This window comes from Brevibacillus brevis (assembly GCF_900637055.1).
Classification (GTDB): Bacteria; Bacillota; Bacilli; order Brevibacillales; family Brevibacillaceae; genus Brevibacillus; species Brevibacillus brevis.
In genome coordinates, this window is record NZ_LR134338.1 from 667,379 (window position 1) to 685,453 (window position 18,075).

Annotated in this window: 12 protein-coding genes; 4 read left to right on the top strand and 8 right to left on the bottom strand. The window is 51.1% G+C overall.

Features of this window, described 5'->3' with window-relative positions:
• Window position 1: 1 nt before the first annotated feature.
• Complete coding sequence (locus tag EL268_RS03610) at window positions 2-838, top strand: N-acetylmuramoyl-L-alanine amidase (protein ID WP_106657202.1); 837 nt, start codon at window positions 2-4, stop codon at window positions 836-838.
• A gap of 46 nt (window positions 839-884) precedes the next feature.
• Here EL268_RS03610 and EL268_RS03615 read toward each other — a convergent pair whose 3' ends face one another.
• The 3 genes from EL268_RS03615 to EL268_RS03625 all read right to left on the bottom strand — a co-directional run bounded on the left by EL268_RS03615 (window position 885) and on the right by EL268_RS03625 (window position 3,685).
• Complete coding sequence (locus EL268_RS03615) at window positions 885-1,388, bottom strand: S4 domain-containing protein (RefSeq protein ID WP_106657203.1); 504 nt, start codon at window positions 1,386-1,388, stop codon at window positions 885-887.
• A gap of 312 nt (window positions 1,389-1,700) precedes the next feature.
• Window positions 1,701-2,579 carry a glycosyltransferase family 2 protein gene (locus tag EL268_RS03620; protein ID WP_232030243.1) on the bottom strand — a complete coding sequence of 293 codons (879 nt, stop codon included), beginning with the start codon at window positions 2,577-2,579 and terminating at the stop codon, window positions 1,701-1,703.
• A 2-nt stretch (window positions 2,580-2,581) separates the two neighbouring features.
• Window positions 2,582-3,685, bottom strand: a complete 1,104-nt coding sequence (locus EL268_RS03625; protein WP_106657205.1) for a glycosyltransferase family 2 protein — start codon at window positions 3,683-3,685, stop codon at window positions 2,582-2,584.
• Between the two features lie 150 nt (window positions 3,686-3,835).
• Between EL268_RS03625 and EL268_RS03630 the strand changes: the two genes are divergently transcribed.
• The 3 genes from EL268_RS03630 (at window position 3,836) to EL268_RS03640 (ending at window position 12,761) form a co-directional block, all read left to right on the top strand.
• A complete protein-coding gene (locus tag EL268_RS03630) occupies window positions 3,836-4,924 on the top strand; it encodes a glycosyltransferase family 2 protein (protein WP_106657206.1) in 1,089 nt (362 codons plus the stop codon).
• Window positions 4,925-5,365: 441 nt separating this feature from the next.
• Window positions 5,366-11,473, top strand: a complete 6,108-nt coding sequence (locus EL268_RS03635) for an alpha-helical endospore appendage domain-containing protein (RefSeq protein WP_197724039.1) — start codon at window positions 5,366-5,368, stop codon at window positions 11,471-11,473.
• Between the two features lie 145 nt (window positions 11,474-11,618).
• On the top strand, window positions 11,619-12,761 hold the full coding sequence (locus EL268_RS03640; protein ID WP_106657341.1) for a sensor histidine kinase: 1,143 nt from the start codon (window positions 11,619-11,621) through the stop codon (window positions 12,759-12,761).
• Between the two features lie 84 nt (window positions 12,762-12,845).
• Here EL268_RS03640 and EL268_RS03645 read toward each other — a convergent pair whose 3' ends face one another.
• The 5 genes from EL268_RS03645 to EL268_RS03665 all read right to left on the bottom strand — a co-directional run bounded on the left by EL268_RS03645 (window position 12,846) and on the right by EL268_RS03665 (window position 18,075).
• A complete protein-coding gene (locus tag EL268_RS03645; protein ID WP_106657342.1) occupies window positions 12,846-13,886 on the bottom strand; it encodes an acyltransferase family protein in 1,041 nt (346 codons plus the stop codon).
• A gap of 189 nt (window positions 13,887-14,075) precedes the next feature.
• The gene (locus tag EL268_RS03650) at window positions 14,076-14,384 is read right to left on the bottom strand and encodes a hypothetical protein (protein WP_016741286.1); all 309 of its coding nucleotides are present in this window, start codon (window positions 14,382-14,384) and stop codon (window positions 14,076-14,078) included.
• Window positions 14,385-14,468: 84 nt separating this feature from the next.
• Complete coding sequence (locus EL268_RS03655) at window positions 14,469-14,675, bottom strand: cold-shock protein (RefSeq protein WP_106657343.1); 207 nt, start codon at window positions 14,673-14,675, stop codon at window positions 14,469-14,471.
• 152 nt (window positions 14,676-14,827) lie between these two features.
• Complete coding sequence (locus EL268_RS03660; protein WP_106657344.1) at window positions 14,828-17,716, bottom strand: ATP-binding protein; 2,889 nt, start codon at window positions 17,714-17,716, stop codon at window positions 14,828-14,830.
• Window positions 17,713-18,075, bottom strand: coding sequence for a response regulator transcription factor (locus EL268_RS03665; protein WP_106657345.1), 363 nt, complete (start codon window positions 18,073-18,075; stop codon window positions 17,713-17,715). The genes EL268_RS03660 and EL268_RS03665 overlap by 4 nt, the downstream gene beginning before the upstream one ends.

An 18,075-nucleotide genomic window follows, 5' to 3' on the forward strand; every position in this document is an offset into this window, starting at 1 on the left:
AATGAAAATCACCGAGATGCTTCTGTCCAACGTAAATTCCCGTCCCAAAAAGAAGATCGTCCCAAAAGGAGTCGTCATCCACTGGACGGCCAACGAACGCAGCGGTGCAGATGCCGTTGCAAACCGAAACTACTTCAACAGACCGACGACAGTAGCGAGCGCCCACTACATCGTGGACGACAAGCAAATCATTCGCTGTCTGCCCGAGGACGAGATGGGCTACCACGTCGGGGCGAAAACTTATTCACAGGCCGCCTTGACCAAATTGAGCAATTACCCGAACAACTGCACGATTGGGATTGAAATGTGCGTCAATGCAGATGGAAGCTATGCGAAAATGTACGAGCAAACAGTGGCATTGACCGCGGATATCTTGAAACGACATGGCTGGGGAGTCGAGCACCTGTGGCGTCATTACGACATTACAGGGAAAAACTGCCCGGCCTTTTTTGTCGTCAATACGACCGCTCAAAAATATACGGGAGTGTCAGCGAAGGACGCATGGGTAAAGTTTCAACAGGATGTCCACAGGTTTCTCACAGCTTATCCACAAAAACCACAGCCTGATGTGGATAAGTGTACAGTTGAACTGACACTTTCTTCCACCGGGAAACTAATCGATGATGTATCCTATGTACCCATCCGAATGATTGCGGAGGCAGTGGGTGGAGCCGTGGAATGGGAGCCTTCCACTCAAAAAGTAACCGTGAACGGACAGGAAGTCTCCTATGTAAACGACCAGGGAACTACTTTCGCGAAAACAAGAGAGCTGGCTGACTTGCTTGGATTGCAAGTCGAGTGGGACGAGCCGCGAAAAGCGGTCGTATTGAAGAAATAACAGAAAAGCCGCAGATCCCGTCTGCGACTTTTCCCTATACATACTTTTACACAATCCGAATTTGAATGATATCCGCTGCACTCAAGACAGCACTTGGTTTCGTTTCCTGTTCATTCAGGCGAATTTGCCCGTCCTTGATCTTGCGGACAATCTGGCTGCGGCTCCAGCCTTCTATCTGTTCAGATAGCAGCTTGTCGAGGCGGAAGCGAGTCTCTGCGCGCTCGATCCGAATCGTCACTTCCCGAACGCCCTTTTCCTGGTAGTCATGCAAGGGGAGAGGAGTGAGTGGCGCGATTTCTTCACTGAACTCCATATCTGGCACCTCCCGATGATCTGTAAAGGCTTTGTAGATGGCCAGCTTTTCGTTCCACGTATGATTTTTCTCGCATTTATAAATAGCGAAGCGATAGATGTTTTTGCCGTTAGCGTTGTGGCGGCGGACGTTTGTATCGAAAAAGAGAACGGTTCGCCCGCAATTGCTGCAATATCGCCGCACTGGCTGATGTTCATGATTTTCACGTAATACCCACGTATGCTCGATGGTATGCATGGTCCTTCACCTCATGTAAAAAGTGAAAGGAACGCACCTGCTATTTGGATGTCCCGTAGGGCAGGCCTGTTTTTGGATACAAAAAAACGGAGATTCCCCATAGCGAACCTCCGTCAGGATTTACACCTACAGATTTCGTTACGTTCCTTTGTAATGGGAAAAAAGGGCAGACTGCACCTGTGCGAAAAACAGTTCGTTTTCCGAAGGGCAAGCTATCCAGTTTTTTAGGCCATTACAAAGTAGTTGTTGGCATACGTAGTTACCGTACCTTTCCATCCAAATAGACGTGGAATAAATATACCATATAATGGCTTAGTTTCCAAGGGGAATCGTATTGTTGACCACAGGAGGGTGAATGGTTTTGACGCGTAAAGGGGCGGAGCCGTAGATTTGCTTCATCCAGGTTCGCGCTTCCGCAAAGTCACTCTCCCGGTAGAGATGAAAAGCGGGATGGTGTGTATCCACAAAAAGGGACAACCCCAAAGCCTGCGCCCGAATGCAGAAATGACGGTCCTCGCCCCAAAAGCTCAGATTCGGAATTTGCTTAAAGCTGACGCCAGCCTGCAGTGCTTTTTTGCGGATGAGGGTGCAAGCCCCTAAACCACCTACTTCGTATACGCCGGGGACACGGAGTTGTCCGTAGAAAGCGTACTTCCGCAGGTATTGTTCTTCTAAGGAAATTTGTTCATGGCGTGCGCATTCGAATTGGGTGTATTCATCTTTGAGCCACACCTGAGGGACAGGGACGGTATCTTGGGTCCAGCTCGTCCAGAAGATTTCAGATATGATCTCTTTTTCAGAGGCAAGCAAAACTTCCAAAGTAGCTGGCTGGAGAAGCAAATCCGAATCGATGAGGAAGAGGGCGTCGTAATCTTGATGTTTGGCGCGGGCGATCATTTCGTCCTTGAATCCGGCTACCTTCCAAACGAGAGCGTCGCTCCAGTAATGGGTCGTTTCATCGTATGTGTCAGGACGCATGCTGCCAGCAGCGGGGATAATGTCGACCTGTCCCGTGTGTTTGTCTGCAAAGTTTTGAAGGATTTTGCTCGAAAGCGGATCGGTGTTGTCGTCTACGAACATATAGTGCAACGTCAAGTTTGAGGTCGACAGCCTTTCTAATGAAAACAAAAATAATCGGAGAATATCTGGTTTCTGACAAACTGGACTTCCGATTAGCACGCTCGTTTTCATGCTCATAGCACCACCTCTCGCTTTTGTGCGAAGTACGAAGCGTGTATGGAGCTCGCTGTGTAATCGTAGACAAGGGATTCATGTTCCTTGCCCATGCGCTCCATGCACCGTCCCAAGAAGTGAAAAGCGTAAAAGCTCCCCATTCCTTGCTCACTAAAATGTTCCCACTGATTGTCCCCGATCTCTAAGCAATGCTCAAAAGCTTTTATCGCCTCGGCATACAGACCATGCTCCATCAGGAAAACGCCTTTGTAAAAATGAAGGTCTACGTAATTGGGGTAGATTTGAATAGCTCGTGCAATCCCCGGCCATGCTCCGCGCATACTGCCATGCTGGAAAAGAATATCGAATTTCAGCTTGTAGCAAATAGACGGGGGAGGTTGTTTGGTTGTCAAAAAGCCTTTCATTGCTTGATTCACCAGTGTAAATGCATGCTCTAATTGTTTGGCGCGAAAAAATTCGTTTGCGAGATGGTAATCGCACCACGGGTCTTGTTTGGATTGCTTTCTTTCGTGACGTAAGAGCCTCAAGTTGCGCAAAGCTTTTTGTTTTCGTTGAACGGCATCGTCCATATAGCCAAGATGGTGAATATGTACAGGTAGCAAAGGGATGGCGAGCTCTCGAGAAACGGTGGCCGGCCATTGAAGCACTTCGTGTATGTCTCGCACAAATCGAAATCCTTTTTTGTTGCGAAACAAACGGATTTGCCCGGATCGGTAGGCGGAGTGGCGCGAAGCTTGCTCCTTTTGCGAACCAGTGTAATGGATCATTTTCATAAAAAAGGCGTCGCCTTTGCTCGCACTTACAGCCTGACGAAGTACTCCCGGTTTTTCTTCCTGTACGATTTCATCCGCATCCAGCCATAAAATCCACTCTCCCTTGGCAACCTGCAAGCCGGCGTTTCTCGCTTTCGCAAAGCTGTTTTCCCAAGGAATCTCCAGAACTTTGGCCCCGTATTTCCGACAAATATCCTGTGTACCATCGGTTGATCCTGTATCGACAACAATGATCTCGTCTACCACCATATGCACGCTGGACAGACATGCTTCGATCTGATCCGCTTCGTCTTTGACGATCATGCATAGTGAAAGGAGAGGCGGGCTCATTCGGATGATCACCTTCTTTTCAGTGTTGTCAGAACATATTGTTACACCATATTCGTGCGAGGAGATGGTTATGAAAGTACGGATACATAAAGGGGGATGGACGGAAATAGGATGTTGAGAAAATGATTTTCTGGGGAGGGGGCGATCTGCATGTTCACGATTAGCTTGTGCATGATCGTTCGGGATGAGGAAGAATCACTCGGTCGATGCTTGTCGACGGTCTACGATTTGGTGGATGAAATCATCATTGTCGATACAGGGTCGACAGATCGGACCAAGGAAATTGCATTGACCTATGGTGCACAATTGTTTGATTTTACCTGGGTGGACGATTTTTCAGCAGCTCGTAACTTTGCTTTTGCGCAAGCCAAGATGACGTACATTTTTTGGTTGGATGCGGACGATGTGCTTTTGGAAGTGGATCGGGAACGTTTTGCTGCACTGAAGACTATGGACAATTTTGATTACGACAGTGTCTCGATGCCGTACCACTTAAAGGTAGATGAGCGAGGGAAGCCTGTTCACTATTTGCGAAGAAATCGCCTCGTCAGACGGAAGTGCAACTTTGTTTGGCATGGGGCGGTCCATGAGTATTTGGCTGTCGAGGGGGAAATCCTGCACAGTGAAATCGCCATTACTCATCAAAAAAATAAGCTGTACACAGACCGGAATTTGCAAATCTATGTAAAGCGCAAGGAAAATGGCGAAGTTTTTGATCCACGTGACCAATTTTATTTTGCGAATGAATTGTTCGATCATGCGAGGTACGAAGAGGCGGCTGAGCAATATCAGTTGTTTTTGGACGGAGGCTTGGGCTGGATCGAGGACCAAATATGGGCGTGCCAGAAGCAGTCAGAGTGTTACGCACACTTGAAGCAACCTGAAAAACAGATTCAATCTTTGACCAGGACACTTGCGATTGACCTACCGCGTGCGGAGATTTGCTGCAGGATGGGGGCTTTTTTTGCGGAGAAGCAAGATTTCCCGAAGGCCATTTACTGGTACCGGCAAGCAACATTATTGGAGCGGCCACAAGGTTCCATGGGGAAGGTAGATGAATCGGCATGGACGTGGTTGCCTCATATACAGCTATGCTACTGCTACGATCGGCTCGGGGATCAACGAAAAGCTAAAATTCACCACGACATGGCAAAGCTGTACTACCCGACGCATCCAAGTGTAGCGTACAACGAAGCTTATTTTGCAAGACTGGAGGAACTGGATTCGGTAGAACAATAGATGGCTATACTCCTTCTTGTTGTCCGTATTGTTTTGGGGAAGTTGTTATTTGCACAGGTCTTCTCTACAAAAATAGAATCGATCCTCGTTGATTAAAGAAGGAGATTCTCCATCCGTTTCTGGTAAGAGCTGCATGACAGTGTGTTGGAATCCCTTTTTAGATTAAGGGGGATGGCTTCTTTTTTGGAGGAAGAGGATGGATGAATACAAAGACCCCGTTTACAGTTTGGTAAAGCACTTCACTAACGATTACTCCTCGTATTGATTCCTCTAATGAATGAGCAACGGTTTCCTTTCTCCTTCTATTTTCTCGTGGTTGTCAGTAAGCGCCATTCTTTTTGTCCAATACTTTTTCAAGTGATTGGGAAATCAGTATGCCATGGCTTCTTGTGTAACAACTCATGAGGGAGGGGAACATCCTTTTCAAAGAGGAGGAGAATCATGTCATTTCCAAATTTACCGAATATCACCCCGACCATTCATATAGGGCGTGAAGAAGCGCTCAATTTAATGCTGTCTTCTTTAGCTATGGAAGAGTTGGGGCTCAGTCATATTTTAAATGCGGAAGCTGAAAAAATTCAGTATGCACTCGGGACAATTCCCGGACTATCTGGACCAGGAGCCACTATTGCCGATTTGCTCGAGTTAAACAAGAGTGCGCGGGACATGCTCGAAGCAACGACAAAACAAGACATGCTTTTGCAAAAGAAACTGGAGGCTGTGCTGGATGCTTCTAAACATCCGGCAAGGAGGATTACGGGGCCAACTGGTCCAACCGGGGCAACAGGTGCTAAGGGTGTTAGGGGAGCAACTGGACCGACAGGAGCAACTGGGGCGAGAGGTTCGACGGGAGCAACTGGGGCGAGAGGTTCGACGGGAGCAACTGGGGCGAGAGGTTCGACGGGAGCAACTGGGGCGAGAGGTTCGACGGGAGCAACTGGGGCGAGAGGTTCGACGGGAGCAACTGGGGCGAGAGGTTCGACGGGAGCAACTGGGGCGAGAGGTTCGACGGGAGCAACTGGGGCGAGAGGAACAACGGGAGCTACCGGGACGAGAGGTTCGACGGGAGCTACCGGGGCGAGAGGAACAACGGGAGCTACTGGGACGAGAGGAACAACGGGAACTACTGGAGAGACAGGAGCAGCCGGAGCAACGGGAGAGACTGGTAAAGCAGGTTCAACCGGAGCCACCGGAACAACTGGTGAGACCGGAGCCATCGGAGAGACAGGAACAACAGGAGCGACTGGATCAACCGGAGCAACGGGAGGGACCGGAACAACCGGAGCGACTGGTACAATAGGAGGGACCGGAACGACCGGAGCGACTGGAGCGACTGGTGCAATAGGAGGGACCGGAACGACCGGAGCGACAGGAACAACCGGAGCGACTGGATCAACGGGCGAGACCGGAACAACAGGAGCAACTGGAACAACGGGTGAGACCGGAACAACAGGAACAACAGGAACAACAGGAACAACTGGTGAGACCGGAACAACCGGAGCGACTGGAACAACTGGAGAGGTCGGGGCCACTGGATCAACCGGAGCCACCGGAGCAACAGGAGCAACTGGAATAACGGGCGAGATTGGAGCGACAGGAACAACTGGTCAGACCGGATTCACTGGAACAACCGGAACAGCAGGGGAGACTGGAGCAACAGGAGAGACCGGAGCGGCCGGAGCAACCGGAATTACTGGAGTAACAGGAGAGACTGGAGCCACTGGAGCAACTGGGACTACTGGAGAGACAGGAGCAGCCGGAGTAACAGGAGTAACAGGAGTAACAGGAGTAACCGGAGAGACGGGAGCGACAGGAACAGCCGGAGAGACGGGAGCCACTGGAACAACCGGAGAGATGGGAGCCACTGGAGTAACCGGAGAGACCGGAGCCACTGGAGTAACCGGAGAGACGGGAGCCACTGGAGTAACCGGAGAGATCGGAGCCACTGGAACAACCGGAGAGACGGGAGCCACTGGAGTAACCGGAGAGACCGGAGCCACTGGAGTAACCGGAGAGACCGGAGCCATTGGAGTAACAGGAGAGACGGGAGCCACTGGAGTAACCGGAGAGATCGGAGCCACTGGAGTAACCGGAGAGACCGGAGCCATTGGAGTAACAGGAGAGACGGGAGCCACTGGAGTAACCGGAGAGATCGGAGCCACTGGATCAACCGGAGCAACGGGCGAGACCGGAGCGACAGGAGAGACGGGAGCCACTGGAACAACCGGAGCAACAGGAGAGACCGGAGGGACAGGAGAGACGGGAGCCACCGGCGCAACCGGAGAGACCGGATCAACGGGAGTCACTGGAACAACCGGAACAACCGGAATAACCGGAGCCACTGGAACAACCGGAGAGACGGGAGCCACTGGAGTAACCGGAGAGACCGGAGCCACTGGAGCAACGGGAGAGACGGGAGCCACTGGAACAACCGGAGAGATCGGGGCCACTGGATCAACCGGAGCCACCGGAATTACCGGAGAGACAGGATCAACTGGAACAACGGGCGAGACTGGAGCCACCGGAATTACTGGAGTAACCGGAGAAACCGGAGCGACTGGAGCAACGGGAGAGACCGGAGCCACTGGAGCAACGGGAGAGACCGGAGCCACTGGAGCAACGGGAGAGACCGGAGCCACTGGAGCAACGGGAGAGACCGGAGCGACAGGAACAACCGGAGAGATCGGGGCCACCGGAATTACCGGAGCGACAGGATCAACTGGAACAACGGGAGAGACCGGAGCCACTGGAGCAACGGGAGAGACCGGAGCGACTGGAACAACCGGAGAGATCGGGGCCACTGGATCAACCGGAGCCACCGGAATTACCGGAGAGACAGGATCAACTGGAACAACGGGAGAGACTGGAGCCACCGGAATTAATGGAACAACGGGAGAGACCGGGGCAACTGGAGCGACAGGAACAACAGGAGAGACTGGAGTAACCGGAGCGACTGGAGCAACAGGAACAACCGGAGCAACGGGAGAGACTGGAGCAACAGGAGAGACTGGAGCCACCGGGGCAACCGGAGAGACCGGATCAACGGGAGCCACTGGAGCGACAGGAACAACCGGAGCGACAGGAGAGACTGGAGCCACCGGGGCAACCGGAGAGACCGGATCAACGGGAGCGACTGGAGCCACTGGAACAACCGGAGAGACGGGAGCCACTGGAGTAACCGGAGAGACGGGAGCCACCGGAGCGACCGGATCAACGGGAGTCACTGGAACAACCGGAGAGACGGGAGCCACCGGAGCGACCGGATCAACGGGAGTCACTGGAACAACCGGAACAACCGGAACAACCGGAGAGACCGGGGCCACTGGATCAACCGGAGAGACGGGAGCGACTGGAACAGCCGGAGAGATGGGAGCCACTGGAGTAACCGGAGAGACGGGAGCGACTGGAACAACCGGAGAGACGGGAGCCACTGGAGTAACCGGAGAGACGGGAGCGACTGGAACAACCGGAGAGACGGGAGCCACTGGAGTAACCGGAGAGACGGGAGCCACTGGAGTAACCGGAGAGACCGGAGTCACTGGAACAACCGGAGCGACTGGAACAACCGGAGATACGGGAGCCACTGGAACAACCGGAGAGACGGGAGCCACTGGAACAACCGGAGAGACGGGAGCCACTGGAACAACCGGAGAGACCGGATCAACTGGATCAACTGGATCAACCGGAGCAACGGGAGAGACTGGAGCGACAGGAACAACCGGACCAACCGGACCAACCGGAGCCACGGGAGCCACGGGAGCCACCGGAATTACCGGAGTAACAGGAGTCACCGGAGCGACCGGAACAACCGGAGAGACCGGGGCCACTGGATCAACCGGAGCCATCGGAATTACCGGACCCACCGGAATTACCGGAGAGACCGGGGTCACTGGATCAACCGGAGCCATCGGAATTACCGGAGCCACCGGAGAGACGGGAGCTACTGGAGTAACCGGAGAGACCGGAGCCACCGGAATTACCGGAGAGACAGGATCAACTGGAACAACGGGCGAGACTGGAGCTACCGGAATTACTGGAGTAACAGGAGAGACCGGATCAACGGGATCAACCGGAGCAACGGGAGAGACTGGAGCGACAGGAACAACCGGAGAGACCGGAGCCACTGGGGTAACCGGAGAGACCGGAGCCACTGGGGTAACCGGAGAGACCGGAGCCACTGGGGTAACCGGAGAGACCGGAGTCACTGGGGTAACCGGAGAGACCGGAGCCACTGGGGTAACCGGAGAGACCGGAGCCACTGGGGTAACCGGAGAGACCGGAGCCACTGGGGTAACCGGAGAGACCGGAGCCACTGGAGTAACCGGAGAGACGGGAGCTACTGGAGTAGCCGGAGAGACAGGAACAACCGGAACAACTGGATCAACCGGAGCAACGGGAGAGACTGGAGCGACAGGAATTACCGGAGCCACCGGAGAGACCGGATCAACGGGAGTCACTGGAACAACCGGAGAGACCGGAGTCACTGGAACAACCGGAGAGACGGGAGCCACTGGAGTAACCGGAGAGACAGGAGAGACTGGAACAACGGGTGAGACCGGAGCTACCGGAATTACTGGAGTAACCGGAGAGACGGGAGCCACTGGAACAACCGGAGAGGCCGGAGCCACTGGAGTAACCGGAGAGGCCGGAGCCACTGGAGTAACCGGAGAGACAGGAACAACTGGAACAACCGGAACAACTGGATCAACCGGAGCAACGGGAGAGACTGGAGCGACAGGAACAACCGGAGAGACCGGAGCCACTGGAGTAACCGGAGAGACAGGAACAACCGGAACAACCGGAACAACCGGAACAACCGGAACAACCGGAACAACCGGAACAACCGGAACAACTGGATCAACCGGAGCAACGGGAGAGACTGGAGCGACAGGAATTACCGGAGAGACCGGATCAACGGGAGTCACTGGAACAACCGGAACAACTGGATCAACCGGAGCCACTGGAACAACCGGAGAGCCGGGAGCCACTGGAGTAACCGGAGAGACCGGAGCTACTGGAACAACCGGAGAAACGGGAGAGACCGGATTAACCGGAGCAACCGGAGAGATCGGGGCCACTGGATCAACCGGAGCCACCGGAATTACCGGAGTAACCGGAGCGACAGGATCAACTGGAACAACGGGCGAGATTGGAGCCACCGGAGAGACGGGAGCCACTGGAACAACCGGAGAGCCGGGAGCCACTGGAGTAACCGGAGAGACCGGAGCAACGGGAGAGACTGGAGCGACAGGAACAACCGGAGAGACCGGGGCCATTGGATCATCCGGAGCGACCGGATCAACGGGAGTCACTGGAACAACAGGAGAGACTGGAGCGACAGGAACAACCGGAGAGACGGGAGCCACTGGAATAACCGGATCAACGGGAGCCACTGGAACAACCGGAGAGACCGGCGCAACCGGAGCGACCGGATCAACGGGAGTCACCGGAACAACCGGAACAACCGGAACAACCGGAGCGACTGGAACAACCGGAGCGACTGGAACAACCGGAGAGATCGGGGCCACCGGAGTAACCGGAGCGACAGGATCAACTGGAACAACGGGCGAGACTGGAGCCATCGGAATTACTGGAGTAACAGGAGAGACGGGAGCACCGGGGGCGACAGGAGCCACCGGAATTACCGGAGCAACGGGAGAGACCGGGGCAACCGGAGCAACAGGAGAGACCGGAGTAACCGGAGCGACTGGATTAACCGGAGAGACTGGAGCATCAGGAGAGACCGGAGCGACCGGAACCACCGGAGCGACCGGAGCGACCGGATCAACTGGATCAACCGGATCAACTGGAGCGACTGGAGCAACGGGAGAGACTGGAGCCACCGGAGAGACCGGAGTCACTGGAACAACCGGAGCGACTGGAACAACCGGGGCTACCGGACCAACCGGAGCCACGGGATCAACTGGAACAACCGGAGCGACTGGAACAACGGGCGAGACTGGAACAACCGGAACAACCGGAGCGACTGGAACAACCGGGGCTACCGGACCAACCGGAGCTACGGGATCAACTGGAACAACCGGAGCGACTGGAACAACGGGCGAGACTGGAACAACCGGAACAACCGGGGCAACTGGAACCACTGGAGAGACGGGAGCCACCGGAGCAACCGGTACAGTCTTCACCAACATCAACGCCTTCGGAGCCAATACCTCAGGATCTCTCATAGCAGTAATCCTAGGAGGAACGAATATCCCTCTACCGAACAACCAGGTGTTAGCAGGTGGCATTTCCGTGAATGGCGCCAATACCGTATTTACGGTTCCGTCGGCAGGCAACTATTTGATTTCGTATTCCATCAATACAACAGCTGCATTACTGGTTAGCTCGAGGATCTTGATAAATGGGACGCCATACACACCAACTATCATCTCACCAACTTTATCACTTTCATCGTTCAATAATACCGTCATCGCCCCTCTCACCGCTGGAGCCACAATCACGCTGCAACTGTTTGGATTATTGGGAACCGCTACCCTTCTTACAGGGGCTGGAGCGACATTGACGATTATAAAAATAAGCACGTAGTAAGCAAAAGGAGCTACGATGACAAGTAGCTCCTTTCCCCTTGTCATTTCTTTTTGTTCAACTAGTAAAAATATTTAGTTAATTAACGGTGATGGTAGTATAATAGGTTGGAAGGGGATTTGCCTATTATTCGGAGTGGGGATAGATGCCGATGGATGACTTGGCAGTATATTTGGACGAGCACGAGGCAACGATCGTGAAAGAATTCAAGCGACGAATTGCCGTTTCGGACAGTGATCAATACAAAGGATTGATCCATCTGAATGGGCAAGCACTGTATCGTATGGTTATTGAATATTTTCGTTCGGAAATCACTCTTGAGGATATTAAAGAATTGGCTTACAAGGTCGCATATGAACGAAACCGGGCAGAGACCAACATTGGCGATTTCGTTTCCAACGTGTGCATGGGCCGGGAAATGGTTATCGATCTTCTCCAAAAAGGTCCGTTTACGCCTGCCGCTTTAATGCCTGCCTTATTAAAAATAAACGAATGCTTTGATGTCTTTTTGGTACACGCTGTTTTCAAATACACCGACCTCAAAGACAGCGATTTGGAAGAGAAGAAGCTATTTATCGAGCGTTCTCACAAAGACAGGCTCACGATTCTGGGACAAATGGCATCCAGCTTCGTCCATGAATTCCGGAATCCGCTTACTTCCATTATGGGATTCTCTCGTTTGTTAAAAGAAGATTATCCGAATCTCCCTTACGTAGAGATTATTGAAAATGAGCTGCGGCAATTGAACTACCGGGTTTCGCAGTTTTTGCTGGTCTCGAAAAAGGGAGCCGTCTATAAGCAAATGGAGGTTTTTAGCGTTTGGGAGTTGTTCGATGAGATTCTTTCCTTCCTCTATCCGAATATCGTTGACGTGAATGTGGATATCAAATGCAGTATCGACCCTACCTTTCAACTAAAAGGCTACAAGGATGAGATGAAGCAGGTGTTTATCAACATCATTTCCAATGCGCTGGATGCGTTACATAAAAAAACAGGCGAAAAGGAGATTGTCATTGAGGTGTCCCAAACGCCTGACAGTTCCTTGATTACCGTTTCCAACAATGGATCGCCAATTCCACCTGACCTGCTTTCGGTTATTTTTGAACCGTTTTTCACGACGAAGGAGCTCGGTACTGGAATTGGCTTATACGTCTGCAAAGAAATCATTGAGCGGCATGGGGGAACGATTACGTGCGAGTCTACTGATCAGCAGACGAAATTTTCCATGCAATTCAAGCCCTGCGACACGTGTACGAGTGGCTCGATGTCGATGAGCCATCATATTTAATGCCACAAAAAACGACCTATTCATGAAGGCACGATCGATACAGACGTGCACCATGAATAGGTCATTTTTTTGTGAAAAAGCTGTTTATTCGCTAGCGTGAAGCTGCCTGCGTGTTTGTCGTATGGTTTTGGAGATACGCTCCAGTTTGTTTACCAGCCAGACCAGCATGAGCGCCAACAGACAACTGCACCCGATAATGAGGAGCAAGTACAAGAGCGAGTACCACGTGTTTTCAAACAGCCAAGAGACCTCGCCGTATTTCGCAAACAGATAATCTTTGAACATGATCAAAAAAGCAGAGTGAAACAAGAAAATAAAATACGTCAGCCCTTTTCGAAACTTGATGTGCAAACGATCGACGCGTTCCAGAAAGAAGACCATGAGCACGAGAAACGATAGAAGCGTGGCGAACACAAAAGTCAAATGCACAGCCACATACAGCTTGTTTGAGACAACAAAAAACATCGCAGCCGCAGTGGAAACACCCGTCATCAGCGTCAGGATGGAGCGGTTGTTTCGCAAAAAGGAAAGAATCGATTCACGGTACCAATACAACACGTGCCCCATGTACAGGGTAAAGATCCAGCTCGGGAGCATGTGACGCGTGGTGAGCCCGAACCAGCCCTGATGGATGAAATTAATGTACACGTACTGAATACCGAGCAGAATCCAAATGACATACAAAATGTTGCGCTTCGTGATCACACAGCGAAACAGATAGGCAAAAACGTAATACTGGCAAATCATAAACACAAAGTACAGATGATCACCTGTTTTGCCGAGAACAATGTTTGTGAAGTCCTGGGCAGTATGAGGCATTCCTTTTTTCAACAAGTAATGGTACAGGACGCCAGATACTAAATACGGGACAAAAATATACAGGAGCTTCCCTGAAAAAAACTCGCGAGCAGTAGGGCTCTTGGCTTCAAAAGAATAAGCAGTCAAATAACCGGTGGCGATCGTCAACAGGACAGTGCCGTAGCGACTGATCTGATTGAGGGCCACGATCCAAAATGGATCCGTAAACGAAAGGGCAGAAGCCGTGAAATGACCGACTACAACGAGAAAACTTGAGAAGAGCTGGATGTAAAACAGAGATTTCAAGATTTTTGAATCTGTATACATTTCGATATTCTCCATTTCATCGTTTGTCGGCTGACGTTGTCGCTCAAACAATAAACTGTGAATGGTTTCATGATAATAAAGTTTTCTTTGATTCGTATTTGGACAGGGGAGGGGAGTTTTGGAAAGGGAAAAAAAGAAAGAAAGCCACACCCGAGTGCGCAGCTTTCGCACGAGTATGGCTTTCATGCATTATTTCGGATTCTTTTTCATTTCATCGATGGTCTCACTGACCACAAACGCCAAATCGTCATTGCCAAACAGCGACAATACACCAAGGAGAGTCGCATCAGGAATGTCCTCTGCTTCTTCTTTGGGAACGGTATTGTCCAGCATTTGAGCGAGTAACGTATTTTCCCCTTGAGCGGGATAAGCGCGACGGTATAATTCGCGTGCATCTAGACCGTGATTCACACACCATTGGGCAAAAACGAGAATCATCATGCCCTCGTCGCGCTGGTAGGCTTGAATCACTTGATCTTCCATCTCTTTTCGGTTCATGGGCATACTCCTCTAACATTCGTACGTCATGAATTTATTGTAGAGAAGAGGAAGAATACCCGCAAGAAAAAAGAAAAGAAGGGCTCAAGAGTTCCGCCTGCTGCTGTGATTAGTTATGACTGGCAGCATGCGCGTGTCTTTTACCATACGGGAATGGCAAAAGGGGCAGCTCGGGCTCTTATCAAAGGAAAAGTTATCTCTCATCCAGCACGTACAGCCCTCATTACTGCACGTCCATACATCTGTTTCCTCTTCTTCGATTGGAACGACTGCTTTTTTTGAGAAATACACATGAACTCCTCCTTTGCAGGGCAAAAGTGCACAAAGTAACCTCTATTAATGTGTGATGGAAAGCGCATGAATATACCAAGATTTTCTTTGGTAGAAGGTAAAAAAAGAGGCCGCGCTTTCATAGCCGCAGCCTCTTTTGTCCATGGTCATCTTTACTGTTCATCGGGAATGAAGATCTGTCCCGTTGCTTCATGATTCGTGATGGCCAGCAAAATCGCTTTTGACAAGGTATCTGGATGATAAGGCTTGATCAGATAGCCGGTTGCCCCCAGATCAAATGCCTTTTTCTTTTCCTCAAAAGCACTGGAGATCACGATTGGAATGGTCCGTAAATCCGGGTTTTTGCGTATTTCCTCAATGACCTTCCAACCACTCTCGCCGTTCTTCAAGATAAGGTCAAGCACGACAGCATCCGGTCGCAGCTCCTCGATTGCTGCTACTGCCTCAGAAGCTGTAGAGAAGGAATTGACACGGAATCCAGAACTCGTCAGCTCATCACGCAACAGTTCGGTTAGGTTCAAATCGTCCTCGATGATCACAACGTTTCCATTGCATTGACCAGTTGGAGAGACTGCCTCCTCACTTCCCGCAGGATAGTCAGGGGACAAGGCGTGCTCAGCCAGCGGAAGGGTAACTGTAAATGTACTACCCTTGCCTGATTCGGACGTAACGGCAACTTCTCCATGGTGCATATGGACGATCTCCTGAACAATGGCGAGTCCCAGTCCTGTACCGCCAATCTCGCGGCGATCCGAGTTATCAACACGATAAAATTTGGTAAACAGATGAGGGATAGCTTCGGAAGGAATGCCTAGCCCTTCATCTTGGACCTCCACGAGCAAGCGGTTCCCATCTTGGCGACAGCGCACTCTGACATGACCGCCATGCGGGGAGTATTTGACGGCATTACTGATCAGATTCACAAATACTTGACGCAGCTTGGCTTGGTCGCCATAAACAACGGTTTGCTCCGTTTGCAAATCGAGTTCGAATCTATGGAGAGGGGACTGGACTTGATAAAGTCCGAAAATGTCCTGAATCACTTGATCAATCGCAACGTTCTCTACCTCATACGTCTGTCTCCCGGATTCCATGCGTTGCAAATCCAAGAAATCGTTGATTAGCGCAGTCAGGCGGGTCGCTTCTTGATAAATGGTCGCTAAATACCGTTGTTGACGCTCGGGCTTGAGCTCCTTCGTTAATAGCAGCTCCGCAAAGCCGAGCACACTGGCGAGAGGAGTACGCAGCTCATGACTGACCGTACTGACGAATTCCGACTTCATTTGGTCGATCTCGTATTCCTTGGTAAAGTCACGATAAACGAGCAAGGTACTCCATTTCTCCTGATTCCGGAACAGAGGCTCTGCATAGAGCTGAATATAACGTACTTCCGGCCCGGTCATCTGAAACACAATACTGCCTGAAGGAATGGCGCCTTCGTCTAAAACGACTGCTCTGACATACTGAATCAGCCGATCGGGTTCTAAGGTTCGACTCTGTAGATGGGAAAGGAACTGTTCCAAGTCAAATCCTTGCGAAGCGAGCTGATTGTCGTAGATCAATAGCTCACAGAAATTCCGGTTTACTTGCAGCGTTTCTCCACCCAGATCAATGAGCTGAATGCCTTCTTGTACTGAATCGAGCATATCCTGTGTCATTTTCCGCTGACGCTCCGTCTCTTCAAACATCGCGAGCTTATCGAATGCCAAGGAAATCTGCTTGGCGATTCCGATGATGACTTGTAGCTCCTGATTCGTGAATTTTCGACCGATACGGGAGAGGATGATACATGCAACGATTGTCTGCTGGGCATCTAATACTGGGAGGTAAAGCTCACATGTTTGTGACATTTCCTCTGTGTAGCCGCGCTCAGCGTCAGTACTTTCACGCATCAGGACATACGGCAGGCCCGTTTCCCTGGTTCGCACGAATGGACCATCATCCAATCCTTTGCGCAATTGCTCCAGACCGTTCTGGGAAACGCCAAAACTGGCTGCATCCCTGTCAGTGTTCAGCATGACGATGACACCTTTATCGGCATCCATGACCTCGGTTATATTGCGAATGATACTGGAAAGCAGCTCACCTTTATCCAACGTATTCGACAAAGAGAGGATGAAACGGTTTTTCTTTTCCAAATACCGTTCGTTATCCTCCATCTTGCCCATTGCTTCTTGCAGCTCTTCTTGCTGCATCATCAGCTCATCCTGCTGGGCTTGTAGCTCTTCGTTTTGTGCCATGAGAACTTCTTCTTTGGCTTGAATTTGCCTGATCAAATAGTCGAGGGAGCGGGAGAGCCTGCCGATTTCGTCAATCCTGTTCAAATCCTGCAAAAGAGGTGTACCGCCATTGGCAAACTGTTCAGCATCTTCGGATAGACGAACCAACGGCCTGCCGATATCCCGTGTGGTTTGAATGGTGACTACCACCATGATCACCAGCACCATCAGCGAGTACACGAGAAACCAAGTGCTTAGCTGTGACAGCTCTTCGAACAGTAGTTGGTTTCTCGTATATAAAAGCTGATCGTGCTCTTCCTGATACCGCCCGGCGTATGTAAGCAAGTTGTTTACTTCCTGATTCACGCCACTGGCCGAAGCTTTTCGCAGGGATTCAAAGTCTCCGTTCTTTGCATAGCTCGAAAAAGTAGGAAACACATTGGCGAAAAAGTTCGTGAAGAAAGACTCGATCGAAGCGACAAGCGCTTGCTCCTCATCATTGAGCGGAAGCTTCTTAAAATTATCCAGCGCTTGTTCCAGCTTCTTTTTTTCAAGAAATAGCTCATTGTACTCAGATGGGCTCAAAAAAGCGTAATAACCCCTTGCACGAAAAAAGATCTGGTTCGTGTGCTCAGCGATGTCTGCGACCAAATTTTGTTTTTCCTTGGTATTGTATATCGCCGTCTGATATTGGGTTAATGTGTTGCTATTCAAATATTGAACGATGGAAGCGCCCGCAATCAACAGTGATAGAAAAAGAAGCATCATCGCCATGAAGCGACGGGTGATGCTTTTTCTGATAAACGCCCAGAACCCGGTCATGCGAGCATTTCCTCTACTTTCCGGACAAGGTCCATCGGGCTAAAGGGCTTTGGCATGAAGTCATCGGCACCAGCTGCACGCATTTTCTCCTGTTCGGCATGTTGACTTTTTGCCGAGAGGATTAGGACCTTGACTGTCTTTTTATCGTCCATCTGTTTGAGCTGCTGCAATACTTCAAAGCCTGTCAGCTTTGGCATCATATAATCTAAAATAATCAAGTCGTACTCATTTTGACCGATTTTTTGCAGGGCTTCCTCTCCATCGCAAGCGATATCGAGCTCGTGTCCCTCATCTTCGAGCGTGTCGCCAATCAACATGCGCAACACGGCTTCGTCTTCGGCCAGCATAATTGTTGCCAT